Annotated in this window: 22 protein-coding genes, 1 pseudogene and 1 riboswitch; of the genes and pseudogenes, 4 read left to right on the top strand and 19 right to left on the bottom strand. The window is 41.3% G+C overall.

Annotated features, from left to right (window positions below; genetic code table 11):
- Positions 1-70 precede the first annotated feature (70 nt).
- The 3 genes from IGJ28_RS11365 to IGJ28_RS11375 are packed head-to-tail and all read right to left on the bottom strand — an operon-like array spanning position 71 to position 3,884.
- Positions 71-1,399: a dihydrolipoyl dehydrogenase family protein gene (locus IGJ28_RS11365; protein WP_252711958.1), complete on the bottom strand. Its 1,329-nt coding sequence runs from the start codon at positions 1,397-1,399 to the stop codon at positions 71-73.
- Positions 1,386-2,348: an ABC transporter ATP-binding protein gene (locus IGJ28_RS11370; RefSeq protein WP_254005494.1), complete on the bottom strand. Its 963-nt coding sequence runs from the start codon at positions 2,346-2,348 to the stop codon at positions 1,386-1,388. The genes IGJ28_RS11365 and IGJ28_RS11370 overlap by 14 nt, the downstream gene beginning before the upstream one ends.
- Positions 2,349-3,884, bottom strand: a complete 1,536-nt coding sequence (locus IGJ28_RS11375; RefSeq protein ID WP_438845401.1) for an ABC transporter permease/substrate-binding protein — start codon at positions 3,882-3,884, stop codon at positions 2,349-2,351. It abuts the gene before it with no gap.
- Positions 3,885-4,054: 170 nt separating this feature from the next.
- On the opposite strand from IGJ28_RS11375, the gene IGJ28_RS11380 reads away from it, so the two are divergent.
- On the top strand, positions 4,055-4,636 hold the full coding sequence (locus IGJ28_RS11380; protein ID WP_113849682.1) for a hypothetical protein: 582 nt from the start codon (positions 4,055-4,057) through the stop codon (positions 4,634-4,636).
- Positions 4,637-5,210: 574 nt separating this feature from the next.
- On the opposite strand, the gene IGJ28_RS11385 is transcribed toward IGJ28_RS11380, so the two are convergent.
- The 3 genes from IGJ28_RS11385 to IGJ28_RS11395 all read right to left on the bottom strand — a co-directional run bounded on the left by IGJ28_RS11385 (position 5,211) and on the right by IGJ28_RS11395 (position 9,609).
- Positions 5,211-6,437, bottom strand: coding sequence for an L-lactate MFS transporter (locus IGJ28_RS11385; RefSeq protein WP_252711956.1), 1,227 nt, complete (start codon positions 6,435-6,437; stop codon positions 5,211-5,213).
- Positions 6,438-6,561: 124 nt separating this feature from the next.
- Complete coding sequence (locus IGJ28_RS11390) at positions 6,562-8,985, bottom strand: flavocytochrome c (RefSeq protein ID WP_252711955.1); 2,424 nt, start codon at positions 8,983-8,985, stop codon at positions 6,562-6,564.
- 18 nt (positions 8,986-9,003) lie between these two features.
- Complete coding sequence (locus IGJ28_RS11395) at positions 9,004-9,609, bottom strand: NADPH-dependent FMN reductase (protein WP_103300839.1); 606 nt, start codon at positions 9,607-9,609, stop codon at positions 9,004-9,006.
- Between the two features lie 299 nt (positions 9,610-9,908).
- On the opposite strand from IGJ28_RS11395, the gene IGJ28_RS11400 reads away from it, so the two are divergent.
- Positions 9,909-10,823: a LysR family transcriptional regulator gene (locus tag IGJ28_RS11400; protein ID WP_041120131.1), complete on the top strand. Its 915-nt coding sequence runs from the start codon at positions 9,909-9,911 to the stop codon at positions 10,821-10,823.
- Positions 10,824-11,054: 231 nt separating this feature from the next.
- Here the strand turns inward: IGJ28_RS11400 and IGJ28_RS11405 are convergent, their stop codons facing one another.
- From IGJ28_RS11405 to IGJ28_RS11460, 12 genes are all read right to left on the bottom strand, one after another.
- Positions 11,055-12,005, bottom strand: a complete 951-nt coding sequence (locus IGJ28_RS11405; protein WP_113849678.1) for an FAD:protein FMN transferase — start codon at positions 12,003-12,005, stop codon at positions 11,055-11,057.
- Positions 12,006-12,119: 114 nt separating this feature from the next.
- Positions 12,120-12,581, bottom strand: coding sequence for a 6,7-dimethyl-8-ribityllumazine synthase (ribH, locus tag IGJ28_RS11410; protein WP_003126533.1), 462 nt, complete (start codon positions 12,579-12,581; stop codon positions 12,120-12,122).
- 19 nt (positions 12,582-12,600) lie between these two features.
- Positions 12,601-13,779 carry a GTP cyclohydrolase II gene (gene ribA / locus IGJ28_RS11415; RefSeq protein ID WP_252711954.1) on the bottom strand — a complete coding sequence of 393 codons (1,179 nt, stop codon included), beginning with the start codon at positions 13,777-13,779 and terminating at the stop codon, positions 12,601-12,603.
- Positions 13,772-14,392 (bottom strand): riboflavin synthase, encoded by a 621-nt coding sequence (locus tag IGJ28_RS11420; protein WP_021149731.1) that lies wholly within the window; start codon positions 14,390-14,392, stop codon positions 13,772-13,774. Before IGJ28_RS11420 ends, ribA begins: the two co-directional genes overlap by 8 nt.
- Entirely contained in the window at positions 14,361-15,440 is a 1,080-nt protein-coding gene (gene ribD, locus IGJ28_RS11425) for a bifunctional diaminohydroxyphosphoribosylaminopyrimidine deaminase/5-amino-6-(5-phosphoribosylamino)uracil reductase RibD (protein ID WP_438845402.1), read from the bottom strand. The genes IGJ28_RS11420 and ribD overlap by 32 nt, the downstream gene beginning before the upstream one ends.
- 120 nt (positions 15,441-15,560) lie before the next feature.
- A riboswitch (FMN riboswitch) is annotated at positions 15,561-15,695 on the bottom strand.
- A gap of 308 nt (positions 15,696-16,003) precedes the next feature.
- Entirely contained in the window at positions 16,004-16,864 is an 861-nt protein-coding gene (locus IGJ28_RS11430) for a triphosphoribosyl-dephospho-CoA synthase MdcB (RefSeq protein ID WP_252711953.1), read from the bottom strand.
- 21 nt (positions 16,865-16,885) lie between these two features.
- Positions 16,886-17,971, bottom strand: coding sequence for an acyltransferase family protein (locus IGJ28_RS11435; RefSeq protein WP_252711952.1), 1,086 nt, complete (start codon positions 17,969-17,971; stop codon positions 16,886-16,888).
- Positions 17,972-17,995: 24 nt separating this feature from the next.
- A complete protein-coding gene (locus IGJ28_RS11440) occupies positions 17,996-18,589 on the bottom strand; it encodes a malonate decarboxylase holo-ACP synthase (RefSeq protein WP_252711951.1) in 594 nt (197 codons plus the stop codon).
- 3 nt (positions 18,590-18,592) lie between these two features.
- Complete coding sequence (mdcD, locus tag IGJ28_RS11445) at positions 18,593-20,269, bottom strand: biotin-independent malonate decarboxylase subunit beta (protein ID WP_113849672.1); 1,677 nt, start codon at positions 20,267-20,269, stop codon at positions 18,593-18,595.
- A complete protein-coding gene (locus IGJ28_RS11450; RefSeq protein ID WP_060814921.1) occupies positions 20,259-20,558 on the bottom strand; it encodes a malonate decarboxylase subunit delta in 300 nt (99 codons plus the stop codon). The genes mdcD and IGJ28_RS11450 overlap by 11 nt, the downstream gene beginning before the upstream one ends.
- A gap of 16 nt (positions 20,559-20,574) precedes the next feature.
- Positions 20,575-22,221 (bottom strand): malonate decarboxylase subunit alpha, encoded by a 1,647-nt coding sequence (gene mdcA / locus IGJ28_RS11455; protein WP_252711949.1) that lies wholly within the window; start codon positions 22,219-22,221, stop codon positions 20,575-20,577.
- A 5-nt stretch (positions 22,222-22,226) separates the two neighbouring features.
- The gene (locus IGJ28_RS11460) at positions 22,227-23,138 is read right to left on the bottom strand and encodes an ACP S-malonyltransferase (RefSeq protein WP_252711948.1); all 912 of its coding nucleotides are present in this window, start codon (positions 23,136-23,138) and stop codon (positions 22,227-22,229) included.
- Positions 23,139-23,254: 116 nt separating this feature from the next.
- Between IGJ28_RS11460 and IGJ28_RS11465 the strand changes: the two are divergent.
- Positions 23,255-24,109 (top strand): annotated as a pseudogene (locus IGJ28_RS11465) (LysR family transcriptional regulator).
- Positions 24,110-24,234: 125 nt separating this feature from the next.
- Here the strand turns inward: IGJ28_RS11465 and IGJ28_RS11470 are convergent.
- Positions 24,235-24,546, bottom strand: a complete 312-nt coding sequence (locus IGJ28_RS11470) for a hypothetical protein (protein ID WP_195957223.1) — start codon at positions 24,544-24,546, stop codon at positions 24,235-24,237.
- A 258-nt stretch (positions 24,547-24,804) separates the two neighbouring features.
- On the opposite strand from IGJ28_RS11470, the gene IGJ28_RS11475 reads away from it, so the two are divergent.
- The gene (locus IGJ28_RS11475; protein ID WP_252711947.1) at positions 24,805-25,347 is read left to right on the top strand and encodes a hypothetical protein; all 543 of its coding nucleotides are present in this window, start codon (positions 24,805-24,807) and stop codon (positions 25,345-25,347) included.
- Positions 25,348-25,379: the final 32 nt, after the last annotated feature.

A 25,379-nucleotide genomic window follows, 5' to 3' on the forward strand; every position in this document is an offset into this window, starting at 1 on the left:
TATCAGCAGAAAAGTTGAAGGAGAGACTCTTTCAAAAGCATTCGTTATGAGACACGATCGTTTTCCAGCGTTAAATGATGTAAGTCAAATCACTTGCAGGAGTTGGATAAGCAAAGATCAGCGCTTCAATTTCTTGGTGAGTGAGCTGTTTTTCCAGAATCAAGCAGCACAAATTAATCAATTCATCTGCGATACTTGAAAGACAGGTAATCGCAATGATTTGTCCCTCTTGATTGTAAACAAGTTTAAGCATCGCAACAGGATCGTTGATGCGACGGTACGTAAACCAATCGGCAAGGTTGATTGGTTCACTATGGATCTGCAGATTTTGAGCGAGCTGTTTTTCACTTTGACCGATCCGAGCCAATTTCAACCCACCAAAGACGATTGTAGGAATCAGGGGATACGTGATTGCAGAACGAGAACCTTTTTGGCTCATTGAAGCGACCGCATATTTTGCTTCAAAACTTGAAACAGGTGTCAGTTTAGGTTGTTCCTTATCCAATACATCTCCACAGGCAAAAACTCGTGGGTTCGATGTTTGTAAATAATCATTGACTTTGATCCCGCGTTTGGAATAATCAACTCCTGCATTTTCTAAGTGCAAGGATTCAACATTTGGGATGCGTCCAACAGCACTTACCACGTAATCGGTGTCCAGCTCAAAGCCTGTACCTTGCAGCGTGTATCCTTCATTGATTTGGCTGATGCTTTCAATCTCAACATTGAAATGAAAGGAAATTCCTTGCTTTTGTAATTGCTCAACAAAGGCATTCACCAATTCTTGATCAAATGCTTTCAGTGGTCTGTCGTTATGATGAATAATGTGTACCTCTGCTCCTGCTGCTTGAGCGATTGTCGCGAGTTCAAAAGCAACATACCCCGCTCCTAAAAAAGTGATTTTCGCGGGCATTTTTTCCATTGCAAGAAAATCGGTGCTTGTATGCAAATATTCTTGTCCTTTAATCGGGAGTAGCGCAGGTCGTTGTCCTGTAGCAATCAAGAACTGATCAGCTGAAACGATTTCTGAACCAATCCGCAGCGTTTGTTCATCGATAAATCCCGCTTCTCCTTCATAGGTCGTGATTCCAGTATCCACTAAGCCCTGCTTCGTCTGTGTGGGAACAGTGTCCGTGTAACTGCGCTTGAAAGCCATCAAAGTTTTCCAGTCAATACCCAGCTCTCCAGTGATCCCTTTTCCTGCTAAGTGAGCAGCCTTCGCCTTTGCTTCAACGGCACTCATTAAAATCTTCTTGGGGTCGCACCCGCGGTTGGGGCAAGTTCCTCCCCAGAGATCGGCTTCAACGATTGCGACAGTCTTCCCTTGCTCGCTGAAAGAATAGGCCGCAGCAGTTCCGGCTGGTCCACCACCCACAACGATTACATCATAGTTTTGCATCTTGCTCCTCCTGACTTAGAAAATGAAAGATATCTGTACGGCTAACTTCACCAATCGCTTGTCCTTGTTCTGTAACAACCAAATGTTCGTGGTTGGCCAAGACTTCATATACTTGTGAAAGAGGGACTTTCACATCGAGGGACACTCCCTCTTGTGTAGTTGATTGTTGGTAGTAACCAGCATCAATAATCGCTTGAAGACGTTGTTCTTGCTGTGCTCCTTGTGTTTCGTCAAAAAAGGCGCGAACGAAATCCGTTTTTGGCTCTGTCCGTATTTTTTCAGGCGTATCACATTGTACCAGTCTGCCTTCATTCATCACACCGATTCGATCTCCCAATTTTAAGGCTTCATTCATATTATGGGTAACAAAGACGATCGTATTGCCTAATTTTTTATGCAAATCTAATACGAGATCCTGAAGATTGGTTCGAGAAATCGGATCAAGGGCGCTAAAAGGTTCATCCATCAAGATGATGTCCGGTTCTGCAGCCAACGCACGTAAGATTCCGATCCGCTGGCTTTGACCACCTGAAAGTTCAGCCGGCATCCGTTTTTTGAACGTCTCTGGTTCAAGTCCAACCTCAGTGAGTAGTTCATCGACACGTTGATTGCGACGATTTTTATCCCAACCGAGCATTTCTGGAATGATTTCAATATTCTCCTTGACGGACATCGTTGAAAACAAAGCAATTTGCTGCAACACGTAACCAATTTTCCAACGTAACTTTTGGAGTTGATAGTCTTTCACTCGTTTTTGTTTGAAGTAAACATTGCCTTCCGTCGGTTCGATCAGCCCATTGATCATTTTAAGGGAGGTTGTTTTTCCGCTTCCTGAGGGACCTACTAAGACAAAGATTTCTCCTTGATGAATGGAGAGATCCAATTCTTTTAATACGACTTGTCCCTCAAATTCTTTGGCAACTTGTTTAAATTCGATAATTGGTTCCATTTAGTTTCCCTCCCCAATAATCTTTTCTTTTTTTAGAAATTCACGAGCAACATCTGCCGGTTGTTTTCCTTCCACATTCACTTGATAGTTCATGTCAATCATCTGGTCCTCTGTGATTTTTCCTGATAGTTTTTCCAATGCTTTGACGACTTGCGGATGTTCTGCAGCAAATTCATCTTTCATCAATGCGGCTCCTTGATAAGGTGGAAAGAGCTGTCGATCATCTTCTAAAACGACGAGATCGTATTGTTTGATCTCACTATCTGTCGAATAAGCATCGATCACATCGACATCCTTGCTTTGGATCGCTTGATAGCGCAGTGCCGGTTCCATACTTTGGACAGAATCAAAAGTCAGCCCGTACTGTTTTTGGATCCCGCGATAGCCATCTTCCCGATCAATAAACTCTAAAGTAAAACCAGCCCGAAGCTCTGACTCATGAGCAACTAATTCAGAAATCTTCGTTATACCCAACTCTTCTGCTTGTTCACGACGCATGGCTAAAGCATAGGTGTTTTCGTAGGTCATCGGCTCTAACAGGCGCATATTAAACTGGTCACTAAGCAGTTTTGTTGCTTCTTGATAAGTTGATTCTGGAGAACCATCTATTTGGGTATTTTCTGGGACTTTGACTAGACTTTCTAATACTGTTCCCGTAAACTCGGGATAAATATCAATCTGGTCATTTTCAAGGGCGCTAAATAAGAAACTTGTTTTACCAAAGTTTGGTTTGATCTCGACGGTTAAACTAGGATCTTCTTCTTCGATCACTGCTTGATACATATTGATAAGGATATCTGGTTCTGAACCGAGTTTACCAGCAATCGTTACCGTTTTATTTGAAATAGGATTATACTGTGCGAAAAGAATTCCGCCGATTCCAAGAAAGATAACACCTAAAGAGATCAGTGTGGTTTTCATACTGCGGTTTTGTAAAAAACGAATCAGTCCACTGAATAAGATTGCTAATAGAGCCGAACTAACCGCCCCTATGAGTGTCAAACTCGGATCATTACGGTCGATCCCTAACAAAATAAAGGTTCCCAATCCACCAGCACCAATCAATGCTGCCAACGTGGCCGTTCCAGTGATCAACACCAATGCTGTACGTACCCCAGAAATGATGACAGGCATTGCAATAGGTAACTCAACTTTGAAGAGTTTTCGCAAGCGAGACATACCGAATGCATCCGCCGCTTCTTCAATCGACGGATCGATTTCGGAAAGCCCAATATACGTGTTTTGAAAAATGGGCAGTAACGCATAAACTACCAATGCTATTAGAGCGGGAACGGTGCCAATACCAACAAAAGGAATCAATAATCCCAATAATGCCAATGATGGAATTGTTTGTAGAATACTTGTGATCTGTAAAACAAATTCTGCCATTCGTTTCTTTTGGCTCAACAAAATTGCTAATGGAATAGCAATTAAAATGGCTAAAATCAACGCACTCAGCGAAATGGCCAAGTGTTGAAAGATTGCCCGCAGCAACTCCTCCTTTCGCTCGCTAAACGTTTGAATGATTTCATTCATATATTCCATCCTCCACTATTCTAGTCTGCCTTAAGTATAGCTGAATGCCCAAACGCAACAAAAAGATTCGCTCAGCAGGATTGGGAGAAAAGTTGGACTTTCGCATCTAAATAGGATCCATTTTTTCCTGACATTCTGTTACAATAAGTCTAAAAGAATGAGGTGCTTCTATGCCATTACTGGTTTTGATTGGTGCTCAGGCTGTTGGAAAAATGACTGTCGGTCGCGAACTTGAAAAAAGAATTGATGGTAAATTACTATTTAATCATCAAACTATTGATTTATTTGCCAATTATCTTGGGTATACGCCTGCGGCATTTAAGTTGTCTGATTCCACTAGGATCGAACTTTTCAAAGCATTTGTGGCTGGTGAACAGAATACAGTTAAGACAATCATATTTACTGTTTTAGTGGGATTTGATCAGAAAGAAGATATTGCTTTTTTACACAAAATTTCTGAGATCTTTTTAAGCGCTGGACAACCGGTTTATTTTGTTGAACTTGTTGCGCAATTAGAGGAGCGCATCGCACGTAACCGTCAGGAAGCACGTTTAAAAGCGAAGCCGTCAAAACGGGATCTTGCTTTTTCGCATCAAGAACTTCTTACTTTTAATGAAAAATACCGTTTGGAAAGCCATTCGACGGAATTGGCATCCCTTTTTCCAAAAGTAAAAACGATGAAAATCGATAATACTGAGTTGTCACCCGAAATGGTCAGCCAGAAAATTATTGCTAACTTCCAACTTGAATGAAAGATAAGAAGGACACTAATCTTAGGAAAGCAGATTAGTGTCCTTCTTTATTCTTATTTTAGTCAAACATCCGATGTCGCTGTGAAAAAACCATCAGCAAAAGAAAAGACTTCCCCAAGCACTTCTATTACTGATGGTTATTAAAATTCACGTTGCCTTTTTATGATAAGCGACGTGTATTGACACTACCAAATCTATTTTTTCATTCCTTCATGAATATTATGACTATCGTATAAAAATGAATAATCAGCTGATTCGAGTTTCCTTTTATAAAATCATCTTTCTACCTGATATCCTATCACTTAGGGAAAAAATAGTATAATCACTTTTTGCACTGGAACATGAAAAAAAAGAAATTAAAGACTTTACCACTTTTTTATTCTCAGTACTTGAAAAGCTACTCCATCTAACTGATTAATCAATCGTACTAACTCCTGTCACCGGTACAAGCATTTCTAAGTTCATTGACCATGATCATGGTCAATCAAGTCTGTCAATCCGCATATATCTATATTAGTACTACTGATTATTTATCTTTTTATAGAGACTTATAGCCCTTTCAATGCTGCGCTGTTTATTTGGCGATTGAAACGTTATGTGATTTTTTTAGTTGAACATAAGCAATATTCAAAATAAAGCCGACGACTGCTAAAGCAATTGCTGCATAGAATGCGTTTGTAAAATCTCCATTGTTGCTGGCAGCCATTCCTGCTGCTACTCGTGGTCCAAAGAAAGCAGCAGTAGAATAACCAACAAAGACGATTCCATAGTTGACTCCTTGGTTAGCTGGTCCGTAATTTTCCATTACGATCGATGGGAAACCCCCCATCACTCCGCCAAAGCAGAGTCCTAGCCCAATGATTCCCACTGCAAAGATCATCGCTGCACTTGAAAGTGTCAAAACGAGTAAAGATAACGCAACGACACCGTAAATGATCATCAATGTATTGGAGCGCCCAATCTTATCAGAAACTGTTCCCCAAATCACTCGACCTAAGCAATTGCTTAAAGAATATAGACTAACATAAAAAGCGGCTGTTGTAGCTGTTAATCCGAACATTTCCTGCCCAATCACAGCAGCATTGGAAGCAATCATCAAACCAGAAAATGCACCAACTCCGAGCATCAAGATAATCAAATAAAAAGCAGGTGTTTTCATCATCTCTTGCCAGGAATAATTTGCTGCGGTTCCTTTAGCCGCAGAAGTTTGTGGGACCCATCCTGCTGGACGATAATCTGCAGGGGCTTTTTTGATAAAGAAACTTGCCATTACAACGACGATCATATAAGCAATACCGATAAAACGAAAAGCAGTCAACACATCTCTTGATTCAATAATTGCATTCGCGATCGGTGCGGCGATGATGGCTGCACCGCCCATACCTGCAGTGATCAATCCTGAAGCAAGTCCACGTTTGTCTGGGAATAAACGAATCGTATTACTTAAGCAAGCAGAATAAGCAAATCCTTGACCAAGACCTGAAAGCACACCATAAGTTAGATAGAGCATCCCAGGTGATTCCACAAATCCAGTTAAGAAGAAACCTAGCGCAAATAATAAACCACCAAAAGTAATCGTCCATTTTGCCAATCCACGGTCGGTCAAGAATCCTCCTAAAATCATTGTGATAGGTCCGACAGCAGCATTGATTGTAAATGCCAGCATGATTTCTTCCATTGTCCAATTTTTTAGTTGACTAAGCGGTCCAGCGAAAACGCTAAATGCATAAACGGCACCTGTACATAACAGAACAGCAGTTGAAGCAATCAAGACTAGCCAACGGTTGAGTTTTGTTTCCATATTTTACCCCCAAAAAATAGTTTTGTTTAAATAAATTGAATGAATACACCTCATGTTACTTATTTCACATAACGTTTTGAAAGAAAATGTGCAGTGCGATTCTCTGCACATTTCTTTTAACCTATTAAAGATTTTCTGCAACTGCTGTCTTACCAGCGATCCGTCCAAAGGTAAAGATATCAGTCAATGAGTTACCACCAAGGCGATTTCCTGCATGGATTCCTCCTGCTACTTCACCAGCTGCATATAGACCTTTGATCACTTGATTTTCTTTTGATAACACATGGGTTTGTGTATCGATCTTTAACCCCCCCATGGTGTGATGTACTGCCGGTTTTCTTGGAGTTGCATAAAATGGAGCAGTCGTTACTTTAAGATCAAACACATCTTTGCCAAATTCAGGATCTTTTCCTGCATCGACATAGGCGTTGTATGCAGTGATCGTTTCTTTCAAGATGGTTGGATCAACATTAATTTGTTCTGCTAATTCTTCAAGGGTATCGGCGCGGAATAATGTTCCGTTAGCTACTTGTTTGTCGATTTTTTCTTGGGACGTATTGTACGCTGTTTTCTTGATTTCTTCATCAGCAATCAAATAGAATAGGCCACCATTATCGATTGCTGCTTGTGTCAATACATCACGGCTTTCATATTCATTGACGAAACGTTTGCCTTCTTGATTGACCATCACAAAGTTTGCGGGAGGTACTTGCAGACCGCTGAATAATGCTCCCGTATTCGGATCAGATACCGGCATCATTTGTGAGAAGCCCATTCCAACTAGATCCGCACCGGCACTTTCCCCTAGTTTGATACCATCTCCTGTGATTGCCGGCGAATTGGAAGTTTTGATGTCATCTTCGATTTCAGTCCAATACGTGTTGTACTGCTTCAGCATTTGTGTATTCGCACCGAAGCCACCAGAAGCTAAGATAACTGCTTTGGCATGGATCGTTACTTTTTGTCCATTGCGACCTTCCCCAATGATCCCTACGACTTGTCCCTCTTCGATGATCAATTCTTTGACTGGTGTGTCAGTAAGAATTTTCCCACCATTTTCATTGACGAAATTGTGTAGGGCAGAAACAAAAGCGTACCCTTCATTTTTCAATGGTTTATGGCCTCGGCGCCATTTTGCTCCAACTGGCATATCGACATGTTTGTAATCAAATTCAACGCCGATTTCTTCTAGCCATTTCACAGACTCTAGTGCACGATCAGTTAGGATTTTTACTAAGTCATATTGACCGTAAATCACATTTCCTTCTAAGTCGGTCCGTTTGCCGCCTAAATAAGTTTGGATACGATGCCAGATGGCAGAGTCAAATAAGAATTCTTTTTCTGGAGTCGTTGCTTGTAAATACGTTGTGATTTGTTCTTTCAACAATCGAAAATCAGCCAAGTATTCTGCATCAATGGTTGCTTCATCTACGGCAATGATTTCTTCTAGCGCAGCCCGTTCACCTGGAAGCGCAGCAAATGTTTTTTGCCAATCCGGATCTGCGGCATTCATTGGTCCACCCGTGCGAACGGTATTCCCACCGATGGCTGGGTATTTTTCAACTAAAATCACCTCTTTGCCTTCTTGGAGGATACTTGCTGAGGCACTCAATCCTGCCCCACCACCACCGACAACGATGATATCCGTGGTGTAAGTTTCATCTTCAGTTTTTAGCGCACTGGCTGCCTTAGGACGTTTTCTTAAAACATCTGGGTTTGCACCAGCCATTTTCACTGCTTTCGCGACACCATCAACGACACCGTTACTGGTAACGGAAGCACCTGAGATCGCATCGACGTTCAATGTTTGGCCTTCAATGATTTCTTGTGGAACACGCGCAAAGACCACATCTGCGATTCCTTCCGATTCACCGGAAGTATCGATATTGATTGCTTCGATCCGTTCTTCACTTAATGTAACCACCATTGGTAAATCACCATTGTGTCCTGGTGCCGTGACAGTATAATCCCCAGGCTGATAAACTACTTCTTCGGGAACATTCAAGATATTAGCAACTTCTGTAAAGCGAATGAATTTTCTAAAACAGCTTTCCAAAAAGTCAACAGTCCGTTGATCTTTCAGCTGCCCATTTTCATCGAATGCTTGATGCGCACGACCTAAAAGAAATTCATTACCAGGCATAACCGTTGCATTGACACCAGGTGCATCAAGAATTTGACGCAAGTGTAGTTGTGCCCGTGAAGAACCTTGGACGTCATAAGAAGCACCCACGATCATCACTGGTTTGCCATCAAACGGGTGTAGATTGAAGGACAACCACTCTAAGACACTTTTTAGTGCGGATGGTATGGAATGATTGTGTTCTGGTGTCGCGATAATCACGCCATCGGCAGCCAAAATTTTTTGATTTAATGTTTGAATGACTTCACTATTGGTTTGATCCTCTGTTTCATTGAACATAGGAACTTGATCAATTTCTAAAATTTCGATTTCTGCTAAATCGGCAAATGCTTGTTGCATATATGTCACCAGTTGGCGATTAGTCGATTTCTTTGCATTTGTACCGATCATACCGACAAATTTCATGGACATTTCCTCTCTTTCTTATACCTGTTCCCAAGAAAATTTCTTTGAGCGCTCTTTGGCAGTCGAATATTCACTGACGAGACGATTCGTGATTTCCACGAATAATTTGAATTCATTGAAGCAATCTTCTAATTCAGCGACTTTTTCCTCATCTTTTAAGCATCCTTCTTCATCAAAGGCTTGCATCGAATGACCGAGTAAAAATTCGGCACTAGGCATGATTCGTGCTTTGACTTCCGGTGCATCAAGAATTTGGCGAAGATGTGCTTGCGCTCGGGAAGAACCTAAAGCACCAAGTGAGGCACCAGTGATCATCACTGGTTTGTCGATCAAGGGACGGGTCGTATAAGAAAGCCATTCAATCATGCTTTTTAGTACTGCTGGAATGGAATGATCGTATTCAGGTGTACTGATAATCACGCCATCAGCAGCCTCGATTTTTTCTGCTAGTTCTCGAACTGCTTCAGGTGCTGTTCTGTCTTCTGGTTCATTGAATGCTGGCAGATCTTTGATTTCACAAAGCTCGATTTCTGCCTGATCTTTGAAATGGGTTTGGATAAATTGCAATAACTGGCGATTGGTCGAACGTGCAGAGTTAGTGCCAACGATTCCGATCAGTTTCATACTCATCTCTCCTAAATGTGATAAATTTAACAATTGATTCGATTATAACTCGCTTTTAGATCAATTGTTTCAAAAGTTAATCGTACAAATAGTCGTCTTAGAAAGATAAAAATGGTCAAACTCAGCTTAAATCTCTCTGATTTCATTCCGATAGAAGGATCTGAAGGACAATTTATTTGTTCCAATTAAGTACTTCTACAGTTTAGTCTGACCATTCACATTTGTGAAATATTTATTTAATTATATTATGATAACTTTTTTGTTATAATAGACATATTTCTACGGAAGGAGCAACTTCTATGTCTCTTAAAGATTCCCATTTGATGCTGCAGTACATCGACACATTACTAAAGTACAATAACTATACCAAAGCAGCGAAAGACCTATTTATTTCTCAGCCTTATCTTACGCAAGCCATCAAAAAAGTCGAACAAGAGTTGGGAACGGCCATCATTATTCGTCAGTCAGGTGTTTTGCATTTGACTGAAGCCGGTAAAATCTATTATCAATACCTTGAAACATTGGAAACCGCTTCCGCGAAATTTCGTCATCGGTTACTGCGCTACACATCACCAGAAACCAAAACATTGCGATTGGGTATCTTGCCCAGTCTGGGCTCGTTCTTGCTCCCACTTTTTTTACCTGACTATTTGGCAGAACACCAGGATGTGACCGTTTTTTTGCGTGAAGATTTGCCAAAGCACAATGAGAAACGTTTATTAAGTAATCAATTGGATTTTTTTGTTGGCCAGAACCCGGAGACTATTTCACCTAATTTGACGACTTACGCCACAAAGAGTGAAAATTATTTTGCGATCATCCCCCCTATTTCGCCTTTGTATCAAGCAAACAAAAAATTTCTCTCTCAAGACAGTGTTTCAATGAAAGAACTGTTACAAAGCCCGTTGATATTGACGACAAGCGGCTCCGCGATTCGTCGGCAAATTGATCAATTATTGAAAAAGTACAAAGTTGAACCAACCATTCTCGTAGAAAGCAGCAATATTTATACTGCAGCAGCACTTGCTGAAAACAATCTCGGGTTGGCCATCGTTCCTGAAAGTGTCTTGCAAGCAGCGACAATGACGCCTTTCAACCTTTATCCGATACCTGAAGAAATGCTAACGTTAAATTATTTTATCGCTCATCAAGCAGAGCGTCCGTTATCGATAGCTGATCAAAACTTGATTCGCTATTTTCTAGAAAAAGTATGATCGCTAAAACCGCCATCAAAAGTAAAAAAAACATACTCAAAGAAGAAAGAGTCAGAAGTAATGGTATGTCAAACGAGCTAAACAGATTAAGCAGGCACTTTAAGATCGTGCAATTGCCAGGGGGCGCAGTCATTCTGCTGTCTTGTTTCACCAGTTTAAATACTTCATTTACCAGACTCTGAAAGCTGCTTTGTCAAGGCAGTTTCGTCTCTATCTTTGAGTATGTTTCAATTAGGCTTTTTGATTCGTTTCAGGTAACTCAATCAGTGGTTGTAGCGTAGAGGGATAAAGCAATTGGCCTTGTCGGGTTACGATTAATCCAGTGATGCCATCGAGTTGGCTGAGTTGTTTCATGATTTCTTCAGGTTTTTTACCAAAGAGACGTGTGGTCCAAATTTCGCCATCCACTGAACGATCGGAAATAATCGTGATACTTGCTAACGCTGATTCTATCGGATAACCGGTTTTACGATTGAAAATATGATGATAGGTCTTACCGTCGACGGTGTGGGAACGTTCATAGATCCCTGAGGTTACGATAGAACGATCGCGGATTTTTAAGGCTGCCACGAAATTTCCTCTTGGCAAAAAAGGATTCTGAATTCCGATACGCCATAAGTGATCCGCATGATTTGGTGTTTCACCAAAGGTAACAACATTCCCGCCCAGATCAATCAAAGCGGCACTGACACCAGATTGCTTAAAAAAATCTGCCAGCTGATCTGCGAAATAGCCTTTGGCCACAGCACCTAGGTCTATTGACATACCGGCAGCTAAGGCAACGCTCTGCTGTTTGTTATCCAATTCGATTCGTTGAGGATCGGTCACCTGTAGTAATTCCGTCACTTTTTCGGCAGTCGGCACTTTGGCATCTGAGAAACCAATACGCCACTCCTGAATCAGGGGTCCCATCGCGATGTTCAAGAAACTATCCTCTGGCAAGCTGTGCTCTTTTGCTAAGGCGATCAAAGCAAACAAGTCTTTGGCTACTTTGGTCGGCTGAATTCCGGCGTTTTGATTGACTTTCATCAGATCTGAAGCAGGATCATTGGCACTAAACCGTTTTTCAAACGCTCTGATTTGTTGGACTGCTGCTTCCAAAATTGGTGTGGGATCTTCATGTTGGATCCAAAGCTGAATGATCGTTCCCATCGCTTTGACTTGTCTTTTTCCTTCTTGCATCCGTTCGTTTCGCCCCTAGTTTTTTTTGTTCATCATAGCAGTTTTTCAGAAAAAATTGAATGCCTTTAGCAAATAAATGCACCTATAAGAAAGTCGCGGACAGGCTTTAAAACATTAAATCACCCGGTTCAATGAAATCATTTCGATCAATCCTTGCGCCGCTTCTGAACCTTTATTGCCCGCTTTGGTTCCGGCCCGCTCGATGGCTTGTTCGATAGTTTCTGTAGTTAGAACGCCAAACATGACTGGAATGTCTGCCGCTAATCCAACTTGGGCCACGCCTTTCGCGACTTCATTGCTAACAAGCTCATAATGGGTAGTCGCACCGCGGATAACTGCACCCAGTGTGATCAAGCCATCGTATTGCTTCACGTTGACTAATTTTTTTGTTATATAGGGAATTTCAAAGGCACCGGGTACCCAGTAAACATCAATGTCTTCTTCTTTTACTCCATGCCGTATCAAATTATCTTGGGCGCCACTCAAAAGTTTCGCCGTAATAAACTCGTTAAAACGCGCAACCACGATCCCTACTTTCATTCCTTGTCCGTCAAATGTTCCTTCAAATTGTGTCATGTTGTGCTCTCCTTCTTTCTCAAAGTGATAATAAATGATGGAATTTTTCTTTTTTTGTTTGAAGATAACGATTATTTTCTGCAACTGGAGTTATTTCCAGCGGAATTCTTTCAGCAACATGAATGCCATGAGCTTCTAACTCGGTGATTTTTTCTGGATTATTTGTCAGCAAGCGAATCGTATCGATGCCAAGAGACTTCAGAATAATCGCCGCAAAACCATAATCCCGTTCATCTGGACGAAAACCTAATTCAACATTGGCTTCATACGTATCCAAGCCTTTTTCCTGTAATTGATACGCCTGCAGTTTCTGTTTCAAGCCGATACCTCGGCCTTCCTGACGCAAATACAAGATGGCTCCGGTACCTTCTTTTTCGATTTGACGCATGGCTTCATGTAGTTGTTCCCCGCAATCGCACCGCTGGGATCCAAAAACATCTCCGGTCAAGCATTCTGAGTGAAGACGAACCAATAATGGTTTTGCGGGATTAGTCAAATCCCCTTTTGCTAATACTAAGTGCTCAAGATGATGCTGATCTTCAAATAAGGTTAAATCGAAGGATCCAAATGCGGTTGGCAATTGAACGGTTAACTGACTTGTTGCCATATAAGTCGCTAACTCTTCGATAGTGATCATCGGCAGCTGCCATTTTTCCGCGAATTGAGCCAATTGTGGGCGGCGAGCCATCGTTCCATCCTCATTTAGAATCTCACAAATATAGGCCGCTTCACTTTGATTGGTCAATTTTGCTAAATCCAATGCAGCCTCGGTATGGCCCCTTCTTTCCAGCACCCCGCCTATTCTTCCGATCAACGGGAAAATATGACCTGGTTTTTGAAAGTCCTCTTCCTTAGTTTGAGGATTAGCCAATGCTCGGATCGTTCGCGCGCGTTCTTCAGCAGAAATTCCTGTTGTCGTTGAACGGTGATCGACACTTATAGTGAAGGCTGTTTTGAAAGTATCCGTATTTTGCGCGACCATTTCAGTTAGCTGCAAGCGGTGAGCTAGTTGAGCTGAGATAGGTGCGCAAATCAACCCTCGAGCAAATTTCGTCATAAAATTCACGCTTTCCATCGTAGCTAGATTAGCGATCCCAACAAGGTCTCCTTCCGCTTCCCGGTCGTCATCATCAGCAACAATAATTAATTGCCCATTTCTTAAATAGTCTAATGCTGTTTCGATTTTATTTTTACTCATAGGACATTTCCTTTCTTCCGCCACGGATCAGTTGATTGGCTTTGACATATTTTCCTAATAGATCTGTTTCAACATTCACTGCTTCACCGCGGTTAAGTCGCCCCAGATTGGTTTGATTTTTGGAATGAGGAATCAGTCCAACGGAGAAATAGCGCAGTGTGGTCTCGATAATCGTCAAACTAACCCCATTCAATGCGATAGAGCCCTGTGGAATGATCTCATTTCTCAGTTCGTCGGGATAAGCAAATGTCAGAATCAGCGCATTCTCCAACACACGCTTTTCTAGCAGTGTTGTCGTAGTATCTACATGACCTGCCACCAAGTGTCCTTCCAAGCGGCCGTTAAAAGCTAACGCTCGTTCCAAATTGACTTCGTCATTGATTTTTGCGGTCGAAAAGGTGGTTCGTTGATAAGTTTCCGGCATGATCTCGACAGTGAATTCTTGTTTGCCAGTCTTGATCGCTGTCAAACATACGCCATTGATCGCCATACTATCGCCAACCCGATAATCCGTTAACAATGCTTCAGAAGCATGACAAGTCAATGCAATGGTGCGACCACTAGGCACGATCCGTGTGATCTTACCCTTTTCTTGAATGAGTCCGGTAAACATTTTCCTGCCTCCTTCCAACGATCCTTAACTCTTCTCCGACCGGTTCAACAGTGACTTCCGTTAGCGCAAACATCTGATTCACTTCTCGAGAACTAGCAAAACTCGCTGTTCCATTGCCGCCGATAAGTTTTGGCGAAAGATAGGTGATAACTTGATCCCAATAACCATCCGCCAGAAAGGCATCATGAATGCTGCTTCCGCCTTCAACATAAACCGATTGAATCTTGCGTCGATACAATTCTTTCATGACAAACGAGAGAGTCAGTGAAGGCGTGGTAATGATTTTCACGTGATTTGAGAAAACAGTTTGGACTTTTTTCGTAGTAAAGACCAGTACAGGACTACTGGTATCCTCAAAAAGAGTTAGCTGCTGTTTCAAGGTTTCTCCTTTACGATCTAGGACCACTCGATAAGTCGGAAAGGCAGCCTCTGTCCGCAAAGTAGGATTATCGATTAAGGCAGTGCGGCTCCCTATCAAAATAGCCTGGTAGTCTGAACGTTCCTGACGAACCCGGCGCAATGCAGCTTCACCGGTTATCCTTGTTCGCTGACCAGCTAAAGCGATTTTTCCATCGAGTGTGGTTGCTTGCTTTAAAGCCACAAAAGGACGTTGCTCTTCGTGATACGTATTATAGTGGCGATTGATTTCACGTACCTCCTTTTCTAAAACACCTGTGATCACTGCTATTCCTTGTGATTCTAAAAACGCTTTGCCCTTGCCAGATACCAACGGATTGGGATCCAATTGACCAATTACCACTTTTTTGATGCCGCTTTGTAGAATAGCAGTTGTACAAGGTGGCTGTTTTCCGTAATGGTGGCAAAGCTCAAGGGTCACATAAATGGTTGAATCAATTAGTTTTTCGGGGGAACTACATGAATCGATGGCGTTCTTTTCCGCATGTGGCTGGCCATAAGCCATGTGGCTGCCTACAGCAACTATTTCCTCATCTTTCACAATGACAGCACCGACTAAAGGGTTCGTGAAGGTTTGTCCTTTGCCTTTTAGTGCTTCGGATATGGCGCGCTTCATATACGTTTCATGCATAAGCATTCCTCCTTTCTTTAAATAAAAAGACCTCGTGCATAAGTACACGAGGTCATGATTAGACAAACTCAAAGAAACGATGACAAAAAGGATAGACTCCTCCCGTCAATATTCTTGTAAGTTTTTCTTCTCCCATCCAGACTTTAACTGTCGGTTCCAGAGTTTCACTGGATCAACCGCACGAATGCGGGTCACGGACTTCAAGCATTGCTTGTCACCGTCGGTCGGGAATCACACCCTGCCCCGAAGAAACATATTCAATTCACGTTAGATACTACTATTTTTTAATTCAGGTGTCAAACCCCTCTTCTATCCTTTTTAAATAACAATTAAAACAAATGTTTAAGTGCAACATTCGCCGTTATCTGAGAAAACTTTAAAAAGTTTTTTAGGAATTAGCGACCTCCAAACAAACAATTAAAAGAGGTTTCCTGGATAAATTATTTCTCTTTTTATATTTTATTTATTTCGGTTGAATAACACGTTTTTTGAACAGATAAAAAAGACTTTTAAAGAGTTTAAGAAACAATCTCTTTAAAAGTCTTGTGAATGGAATAAATATGTTATTTTGCTGTAGTGAAATAAAGTTTCTGACTCGTTAAGTTTTCCAAAGAAAGCAGAAAGAAACTGGCAGCTAATAAATCGGCACTTCCGCCGGGTGAAACATTTTGCTGTTGACAATAGTTGTTCAATGCTTCAAAAGCGGCGCTAGGAATGGGCTGTTTATTGGCTTGCTTTGCCAACTGTTGAACATGGTTCAGCACTTGTTGATCGCTGCGATACAAAATACAAGTATCATCAAGAGTGGCCATGATCGCTAGGAGCATATGGAGTCTTTTTTCTGGTGAATCTTTTATTTGTCGTGACAAAAAATCAGATAATGCCACTTGAACATGAGGAAAACCTGCTGCTGCTTCCCCAAAAGCACCCGTATAACCATATTTTTGTTTGACTTTGTTTCCGTGACTTCCAGTAGCCGCAACTTGTATCCGACGATCTGGATAAGCGACCAGTTGTTGAATCTCTGTAAAAATCTTTGGTAAAAACAACTGACGATCACAGCTGTATTGGCTACTGATCACACTGATAAACAATCCCATTGCCCAAATGGCCCCTTTATGGGTATTGACTCCACCAGTAGCTGCAAACATGGCTGTTTCAGCACGGCGACCAATCTCAGCGATCGCTTCTCTGACGGCTTGGCTCGGTCTTTTTTGCCAAGAAGCCAGCGCCATTTCTTCAAAAAATGGTGTCAGCGTTTGTGCAGATAAGACAAATAGTTCGTGATTCATATCGCTATGTGAACCAGTTGTAAAACGATCGACTAAGCCTGGCTTGGGTGAGAGTTCCACTTCATCGATCAGCGCTTTTTCAACTAGTTTTGCCAGTTGATGACAGGTAGCGAAGGCAGATTGTTCTTCCATAAGATCCCCTCTTTTTATGAATTAATTACTAAATGGTCCTTTGATCCCTGACCAAATCACATGCAGAAGATAGCTTAATAAAAAGCTGCAGCTGGCAGTAGCTAAGTAGGCAACAAGAATCATGATTCCCGTTGGCAATTGTAATAGTGTATCTTTGAAACAAACTAGAATAACTTGAAATACAAATACATTGGCTAAATAGGTACGGTACGCATATACAGATAACCATTTGAATGCACGAAGCTGTGGTGCATTGTTCTTGATCATAGTTGAGCCTAACATAAAGACGCCGAAGATCACCACTAAGCTATAAAGACTTTGTAATGTATTCAAATAAGGTGCATGAGCGAAAGAAAGATCTCCGCTAAAGTGTAATAAATGATCAGCTGAAAATAAAGCTAATACTAAGCCAACTGGCAATAGTGCATAGCGCATTTTATATAAAAAGCGGTAAATGGCTTCATGATACATCAATGCCGCTTCGCCATAAATACCATAAATCACAAAGCTAGCAACGAAACGATCCAATAAGTACCAGTTGTCATGATGAGGTCCGGCAAAAACTTGCGCATCATAGAATAAATACCAAGCTACATATAAAACTGTCGCAACGATTAGGACAGGCCAAACATTTTTCTTGTTTGAAAAGACTTTGTAGCCTAACCATACGAAAAACGGCATCAATAATTGAATTTGAAGCATCATCACGGTATACCATAGATGGGGTGCGCCGTCACCGGTAATATATTTCAATAAGAATGAAGCAGTATCTGTGTAGGGTTGACCTTGTTGAACGGCTGGAAAGAGCCATAAGTATGCAGTCGTCCACAACAGATAAGGAACCACTAATTCAAAGAATTTTTCTTTCATAAATTCCCAATAAGAAAGATGTTGGCTTGTTTTTACCATATTATAAACAATTGCAAAAATAAACATTGGTGCGGTGTATTTCACGATGACATAAAATATACCAATAAAGGCGGCGGTTTTTTCGTTTTGGACATTTGCTAAAGCAAAACTCAAAACAGTCTGCATCATAACGGCGGTCACAGCAAAGACTTTTAGGAAGTCGCTGATATTGATTTTGATTTCTTTATTCTCGAACATTTTTTTCGCTCACTTTTCTTATATTTACCAAATCTCGTTGGTGAGTTTTGGCCCCTCGTCTGTCTTAAGTAATAGTTTCTTTTGGGGGTTCCTCAAATATTCTTTTAAGGAAAAACCGCCTTTTTTAGTTATTACTTGAATATCTAAATCATTGAAAAAATCTTTATTGTCCTGAATGAGTTGTAAAGGAAGTTGAGTGGCAGAATCAGCATAAAGCAAGAGATCCAAGTCACTGGTTACTTTGATCGCGGTTTGGTCTGAAGCCAATTCAAACCCCAAACTGCCACCCACACCCCACTGACAATCACACAACAATCGTTGTGCCTCACGATATTGGCGATAAACAGGATAATCTGCAATGTTTTTTTGGCGAAAACTTTCTTTGGCAATCAGCTGCCATGGATGAATGGTCGCCATCACATACTTGGAAAGTATCTCGGTGCCGAAGCGCTGTACCCGTTTTGTTCCTCGAAAGCCGACAAGGATATGTTGTGGGCTTTGAGGAATGCCTCTACGGACAGTCGCATACATTTTTTCCCTTTGTTGCAGCCAATCTGGTAAAACGAGATCAGCAAGCGCTTGGTTATCGATCAATACAATATCGTGGGCAAAGTTCATTGTTTAATCAGTCCATTCTTCATTCATACGGGCAAAAACTTTATTTGTTTCTAAACGACCGCCTTTAACAGCAATCTCGTTGGTGTATCGGTTGGTCAACATAGTGTCGTTTGTTTGACGAACATCAAGAATCGCTGCATTGATGGCGTCGATCACCGCATTGACATGGTCAGCGCTGGTTTCTTGATCCGTAATTGATTCTAAGAAAGTGAAAATCGCACCAAGCTTCGTATAATTTTTGATGTCGTAGGCAATACTTGGCACTTTTTCTGCTGCTGCTTCGATCGCTGCGATTGACCGTTTTGTTACACGGCTGGCGCTTTCTTTAGACATTGCTTGAACAGTGATATTGGTACTATTCAAAGCGATCAAGCGACTAGATTGTAAGCCATGGGCTAAGAATGCACCAGAGATCGCATTCCCAGCGATAAAGCCAATCACTGGATGACCTGCTTGACGCAATTTTGCATAAGCTGCAGCACTATTTGCTAAGGCTACGTGGATTCCAATCAATTCTTCGTTATAACCGTAAGCTTGACTTGGTACGTCGATCACGACAACAACCGGACGTTTCACGGCCTTCTCTTTGTCTTCTTGATAAACGGTTTCTAAGACATGAGCCATTTCAAAACCTTCGATCAAGCCAACTTCCCCATTACGAACACGGTACATTGGGTTTTGTGCATTTGGGACAATGGCTGTGACAACCGCATCTTCGTTGAATAAGTTTGAAGCTGCAGCATAAACCGTGGCACTTGTAGAAGTTGGGTGTTTCAACCCTGTCAATGCCGCAAACCAGTCGTAACCAACACTTGTAGCAGCATCTTCTGTCCCTTCTGTTACGTTGATTTCCTTCACAGCTGCTGATTTGTGAGCGGCTAATGCTTGATTGTACGCGTCAATCGCCATTGGTTTGGATAAATCTAGTTTTGCCAACAAAGAAAGATAAAAGTCGGCGTTTTCGCTGCGATGGCTGTCTTTCTTTTCGTTGATTGCTGCAATCACAGCTGCTTTGATTGCCTCAACGCTATCTGTTACTAATTCATCAACGATTTGCGCATTCAACCGTTGCCGGGCACCGATCGTGTTCCAGATCAAGTCTTTATCACTGGAATCAAATTCGCGAACACCCGCTTCTTGTTCAATCACTTCTGGTCCATTTAAACCGATCCGGGCTTTTTTGGTAGCAATCAAATAGCTCATTAAGGCTGAAGTGATGGACATCCCACCAAATGAACCAACACGACCAGGAACTAAGCCGATGACTGGAACATATTTTTTCAAAGCGACGATCAAATTACCAATTTCAGAAATCGAGAGCAACCCGTAATTGGCTTCTTGCAAACGGACACCACCAGTATCCAATACAATGATTGGATAGATTTCGTGGCCGTTTTGGTTTTCTTCCAGTACATGGGTCAAAGCGGCAATGATTTTCGCACCGGAAACTTCACCGATACCGCCACCTTGGAATTTACCTTCCATAGCAATAACGACAACTTCTTTGTCAGCAATTTTACCGCGGCTAACCACGATCCCGTCATCACTTTGGGGAACAATATCTTGTGCGACCAAATTAGGCGCGATCATTTGATCAAAGGGATCAATCAATTCACGGCCATTATCAACTAACGCATTGACACGTTCGCGGGCATTTAATTCAACAAAACTATTTTTCATCTGAAAGTTCCTCCATTGCTTGTGTTAATCGAAGATAGACAACTCCAGGAGTAGCACCAAAGTCATTGATAACCATGTCTGCGGTGATTGGGTAACGTTCAAAGAAGCGTGTCAAAACATTTTGCCAAACATCGCCAAAGCCGTCACTTCCGGTACAAATCTTCACTGAAGTTTCCGCTTTATCTGTTGGAAAAAGTAAAATTTCTAAATCGCCTGAACCCACCACACCAACATGGATTTTTTCTTTGATGGGTTTGGTTGTTTTATAGGTATATGCTAATTGTTCCATTTTATTCTTCTCTCCTTTATGACCAAGTTCTAAATTTCATAGGTGGTTGATACAAGCCATCAGACCATTCAATCAAATCATCCACGGTTTGCGCAGCTAGTAATGAACGTTTCGCATCGCTGCGTTTGATACCAAGATCTTCTGGTAATTTTACAATGCCAGCAGCACGCAATTGATCCAATGATTCTTTGGTACTCGTCATACCTAATGGGGTGACACCGCCGATTGCTGCGATTGCTGCTTGTTTTTGTTCTTTAGAAGTGGCTTTATAAAGGTAAGCAATTCCTTCTTCGGTCACAATATGAGTTGTGTCATCACTGTAGATCATTACAGGGGCGTTGGCTAATCCCGCTTGTTTTTGAACGTCCAATGCATCTAGTGTTTCAACAAAGACTGGTTTTTTGTTTGAGCTGTAAGTTTCGACCATTTGAACAACTAATTTTTGACCTTTGCCTAATGGATCCTTTTCGTCACGCAATGATTGCCATGCCGGTGTTGAGTGACGACGACCGCCAGGGTTATGACCCATGTTTGGCGCACCGCCAAAACCAGATAAACGTCCTTTGGTTACGGTTGAAGAATTTCCTTCATAATCCAATTGCAGAGTGGAACCGATGAACATATCAACCGCATATTGACCAGCTGTTTGCGACAAAGCACGGTTACTACGCATCGTACCGTCTTTCCCAACAAAGAAAATATCTGGACGAGCAGCAATATATTCTTCCATCCCTACTTCGCCGCCAAAACTGTGAATGCTTTCGACCCAACCAGATTCAATAGCAGGAATCATTGTTGGATGTGGATTTAAGACCCAGTTTTTAGCAACTTCCCCTTTGATTCCTAACGTTTCGCCATAGGTTGGTAAAAGTAGCTCGATCGCGGCAGTGTTGAACCCAATCCCATGATTCAATGATTGAACTTCATGTTCGGCATAAATTCCTTTTAATGCCATCATTGCCATCAAGATTTGTAATTCGGTGATGTTTTGAGGGTCCCGAGTAAATAATGCTTCTAATTGATAAGGTTGATCAGCCAAGACAACGATATCGATCCAATCACTTGGAATATCGACCCGTGGCAATTCGTCTACCACTTCATTGACTTGCACGATGACGATGCCATCTTTAAAAGCAGCAGCTTCAACGATAGTTGGTGTTTCTTCTGTATTGTAGCCTGTATAAAGATTTCCTTGTTTATCGGCTTTGTCTGCAGCGACAAGAACGACATTAGGAATCAAATCAACGAACAAACGTCCGTATAATTCTAAATAAGTATGAATATCGCCTAATTTCATTGTGCCGTCTTCGATCATTTGAGCGACACGTGTGCTTTGGGCACCAGCGTATGAAAAATCGATTTTTGCTGCGATGCCTTTTTCAAAAATAGTTAAATGTTCTGGACGAGAAATACTCGACATGATCATATGCAATTGATTGACTTTATCTGTATTGACTTGTTCCAAACTTTTTGAAAGGAAGCTTGCTTGTTTTTGGTTATCTCCTTCTAGAACGACTTTGTCACCTGGTTGAATAACCGTTTCTAACACTTCGATAATGGTTTCAGTTGGTACATATTTTCCATCAAGCAAATGTTCGATTTTTTTCATTGTTTGGGCTTTTTGCTCGCGTTTGCTGCCCCAGTTTCTTGCTGGTTTTTCCATTGTGTTCATCTCCATTTTTGATATAGGAATATGGCATCATCAATACCGTGTTGGTCCAAGTTGATGGTTCGGATCACCTTGTTTTCACCAAATTTCGCATGAATCAGCTTTGTTAAGGTATTGCCGGGAGGAAATTCAAGAGCGATATCGGTTCCCATTTCTTTTATGACATCCATCATTTTGTTCCATTGCACTGGATGAGCAATATTTTGTAACAGATCTTTGCGGATCTCCGCTGGATCAGTTGTCAATCGTCCGTCAATATTTTTGACATAAGGACAAGCTGGCGAATTGATCGTGACGTTCTGCAAGAAGGGCTCAAAGTTTTTGACGGTTTCGTCCATCAATTCACAATGAGATGGAACAGGAACTGCTAGTAGCTTTGCGGTCTGGGCATGATACGTTTTCGCATGGTCTAATGCTTGCTGCAAACCCTTGATATGTCCAGATAAGGTATGTTGCATTGGGCAATTTTCATTAGATAGATACACGGGAAAATTGATGTCAAAACTTTCTGCAACTACCTTTTCCGCTTCTGATCTTGTCAGCCCAACGATTACACCCATCGCATAGTCCGCAGGATACGCTTCTTTCATCAGTGTCGCTCGATGATAGACCAGACTGGCAGTATTTTCAAAGCTCAGACATTCACTAGCCAATGCTGCGCAAAAAGCGCCGATTGAATGACCTGCGACCAAATCAGGATAAATGCCTGCTTTCTTGATCTGGTCGGTATAATAAGCAGCTTTGACAAGCATAGCTAATTGAATATAGACAGTGTCATTTTCAATGTTCGATGCCTTTTTCAATTGATAGCCAGTAGCTTGTTCCAAGCGAATGAAGTAATCATCTGGTACATCATGCAACATGTCGCTTGTTTGACTGCCTTGACCTGGGAATAAGAAACCTGTACTCATGAAGAACCTCCTTAACAATTTCTCTTACACTGTTATTCTAGTCAAAGTTTGTTATAATAAAAAATACCAATTTGATGAGTATCCATAACAAAAAGGTATGGAATAAGGAGTGTCCTATGAACCTCGAACATTTACGTTATTTCCAAAAAGTCGCGGAATCTAAAAATATTACTCAATCTGCGCAAGAACTGTATATTTCGCAACCGGCATTGAGCCGGGCCATGAAACATTTAGAAAGTGATTTAGGCGTGCCTTTGTTCTATCATACTGGCCGTCACATTGAACTGACGATGTATGCGGAAGAATTTTACCCTTATGTCACTAAAACACTGGAACAATATGACCAGGGATTAGAAGCGATTCGATCTCTTAATGAAGAAATCATTCCTTCCATCACGATCTATTCTGAAGTTGCCTCGGTATCAATTCCCAATTTGGTCAAAACTTTTGTTGAGAAGCACCCAGATATTCAACTTTCAATCAAACAACACGGAAAAGCTGAAAAGGAAAAAGGTCGGGTCTTTTACATTACTTCTGAACCGAAAACCGGAATGACGAATTTACCCATTTTTACCGAACCGATTTTGTTGGCCATTCCTAAAAATCATCCATGAGCGAAAAAAGCAGCGCTATTGACCGCTGATATCGTTGATTTGCCACTAATCATGCTGGTATCGAATACACCATTACGACGTACTATTGACGAAGCATTTGAATCAAGGAAAATTGCTTTGAGTATTGGCGCCACCACAGATGATCCGGCAACATTGCGTTCATTAATCAATCAGGGATTAGGGATCACCTTCTTTCCTAAAGTGACCTGGGGCTACAAAGAAAGTGCCCCATTCGTATTGCGCACCTTGGATGATTTCCCGCTCTCTCGTACGATTTATCTGTCTTCCAGCTTTACCGAGGGCCATCCCATCGCAAAAATGATCGCGAAAACGTTGAAAGAGTTTTATCTCTCCTAAGATCGAAATAAAAAGACGAAGTGCTAATTGCCTTTTCGTCTGCCACCTAATTTAAATGAAAATCACAAAAAAAATTCACTTTATACGAGTGGATTTTTTTTTGTGATTTTTACTGTTTTGCTTGATTAGAAGTTGGAAAAGACCACATCATTGATACCTAAGTAATTCAGGACATACAAAAACAGGACTGCTCCGTTGATGAATGTAGAGATCAAAATAATCCCATACCTAATAGAAACGACCCGGTAAAAAAGATGAGGCTGGATACGAGCAAATTTTTTACCGCTATAGGTGAAAGCGATAATCAATAAAATGAGGGCAAAGAATACTTGTAAGATCATTCCCAACAAGTACAAGGATTGTGACGGTATGGAATGCAATTGAAAAAAGTAGCTAGCACAAGTAATCAAATCAATTAAAATAGCGATGACTGGCATCGAGAATTCCTTCTTTCACTAATAGGGTTTACACAATATAGCACGAAAAATGCCAGTCAGTAACTATCATTTTTGTCATCTCCAATCAAATCCTTCAATAGTAAAGAGAACAAAAAGGGCTAATTGAAGAAGATCAATTTTTTTAAGTAATTCTTTTCATTCTTTGATACTATAATAGTAATCCACAACATTGATTTGAAAAATGACGAAGGAAAATAGTGATTCACTTCTCTCAACTACTTATAAAGGAGCGCTGTTATGACCTACTCGGAACGGTTTACCTATGAAATGATTGAATCAAAATTTGATACGACAAGTTTTGACCCAACACCGTATATTAAAAGCACTTTGCTGGACCACTCGTTAAGAGAAAAATTAGTTAAAAATGTCATTGATGGCAAGAATCACATTAATTATTATTTCAATAGTTACTTGATTATTGAACGAGCTTCTCTGTTGGAGCCAACACTTTTTTATCCATACTGGGAGGATTTTTGGCAACTGCATGCCCATAAAAACTCCTATCATCGACGAATCGCCCATGATCTGGTCAGCCATTTAGTTGCTTGTGATGTTGAGAATAAGTTTTCAAATATCAAAGACGATTACCTGGGGATGATTGAAACTGAAAAAATCAGCAACTTGCTGATTATGCTTCAAAATGCGATTCGTGTTGCTCAAATTACCCCTCTTGAGGCATTGCCTGATCTGTTCTCCAAGTTAGAAAACCTACCGCACCTGACAGATAAGCAGAAACAAAGAATCAGTAAACTGCATCGGGAATACGAAACAGCCAGTTAATAAAAGAAGGCGAACAGCAACATTGCCTGTTT

Origin of the sequence: Enterococcus sp. AZ091, from assembly GCF_051714805.1 — a bacterium.
GTDB lineage: Bacteria > Bacillota > Bacilli > Lactobacillales > Enterococcaceae > Enterococcus_D > Enterococcus_D gallinarum.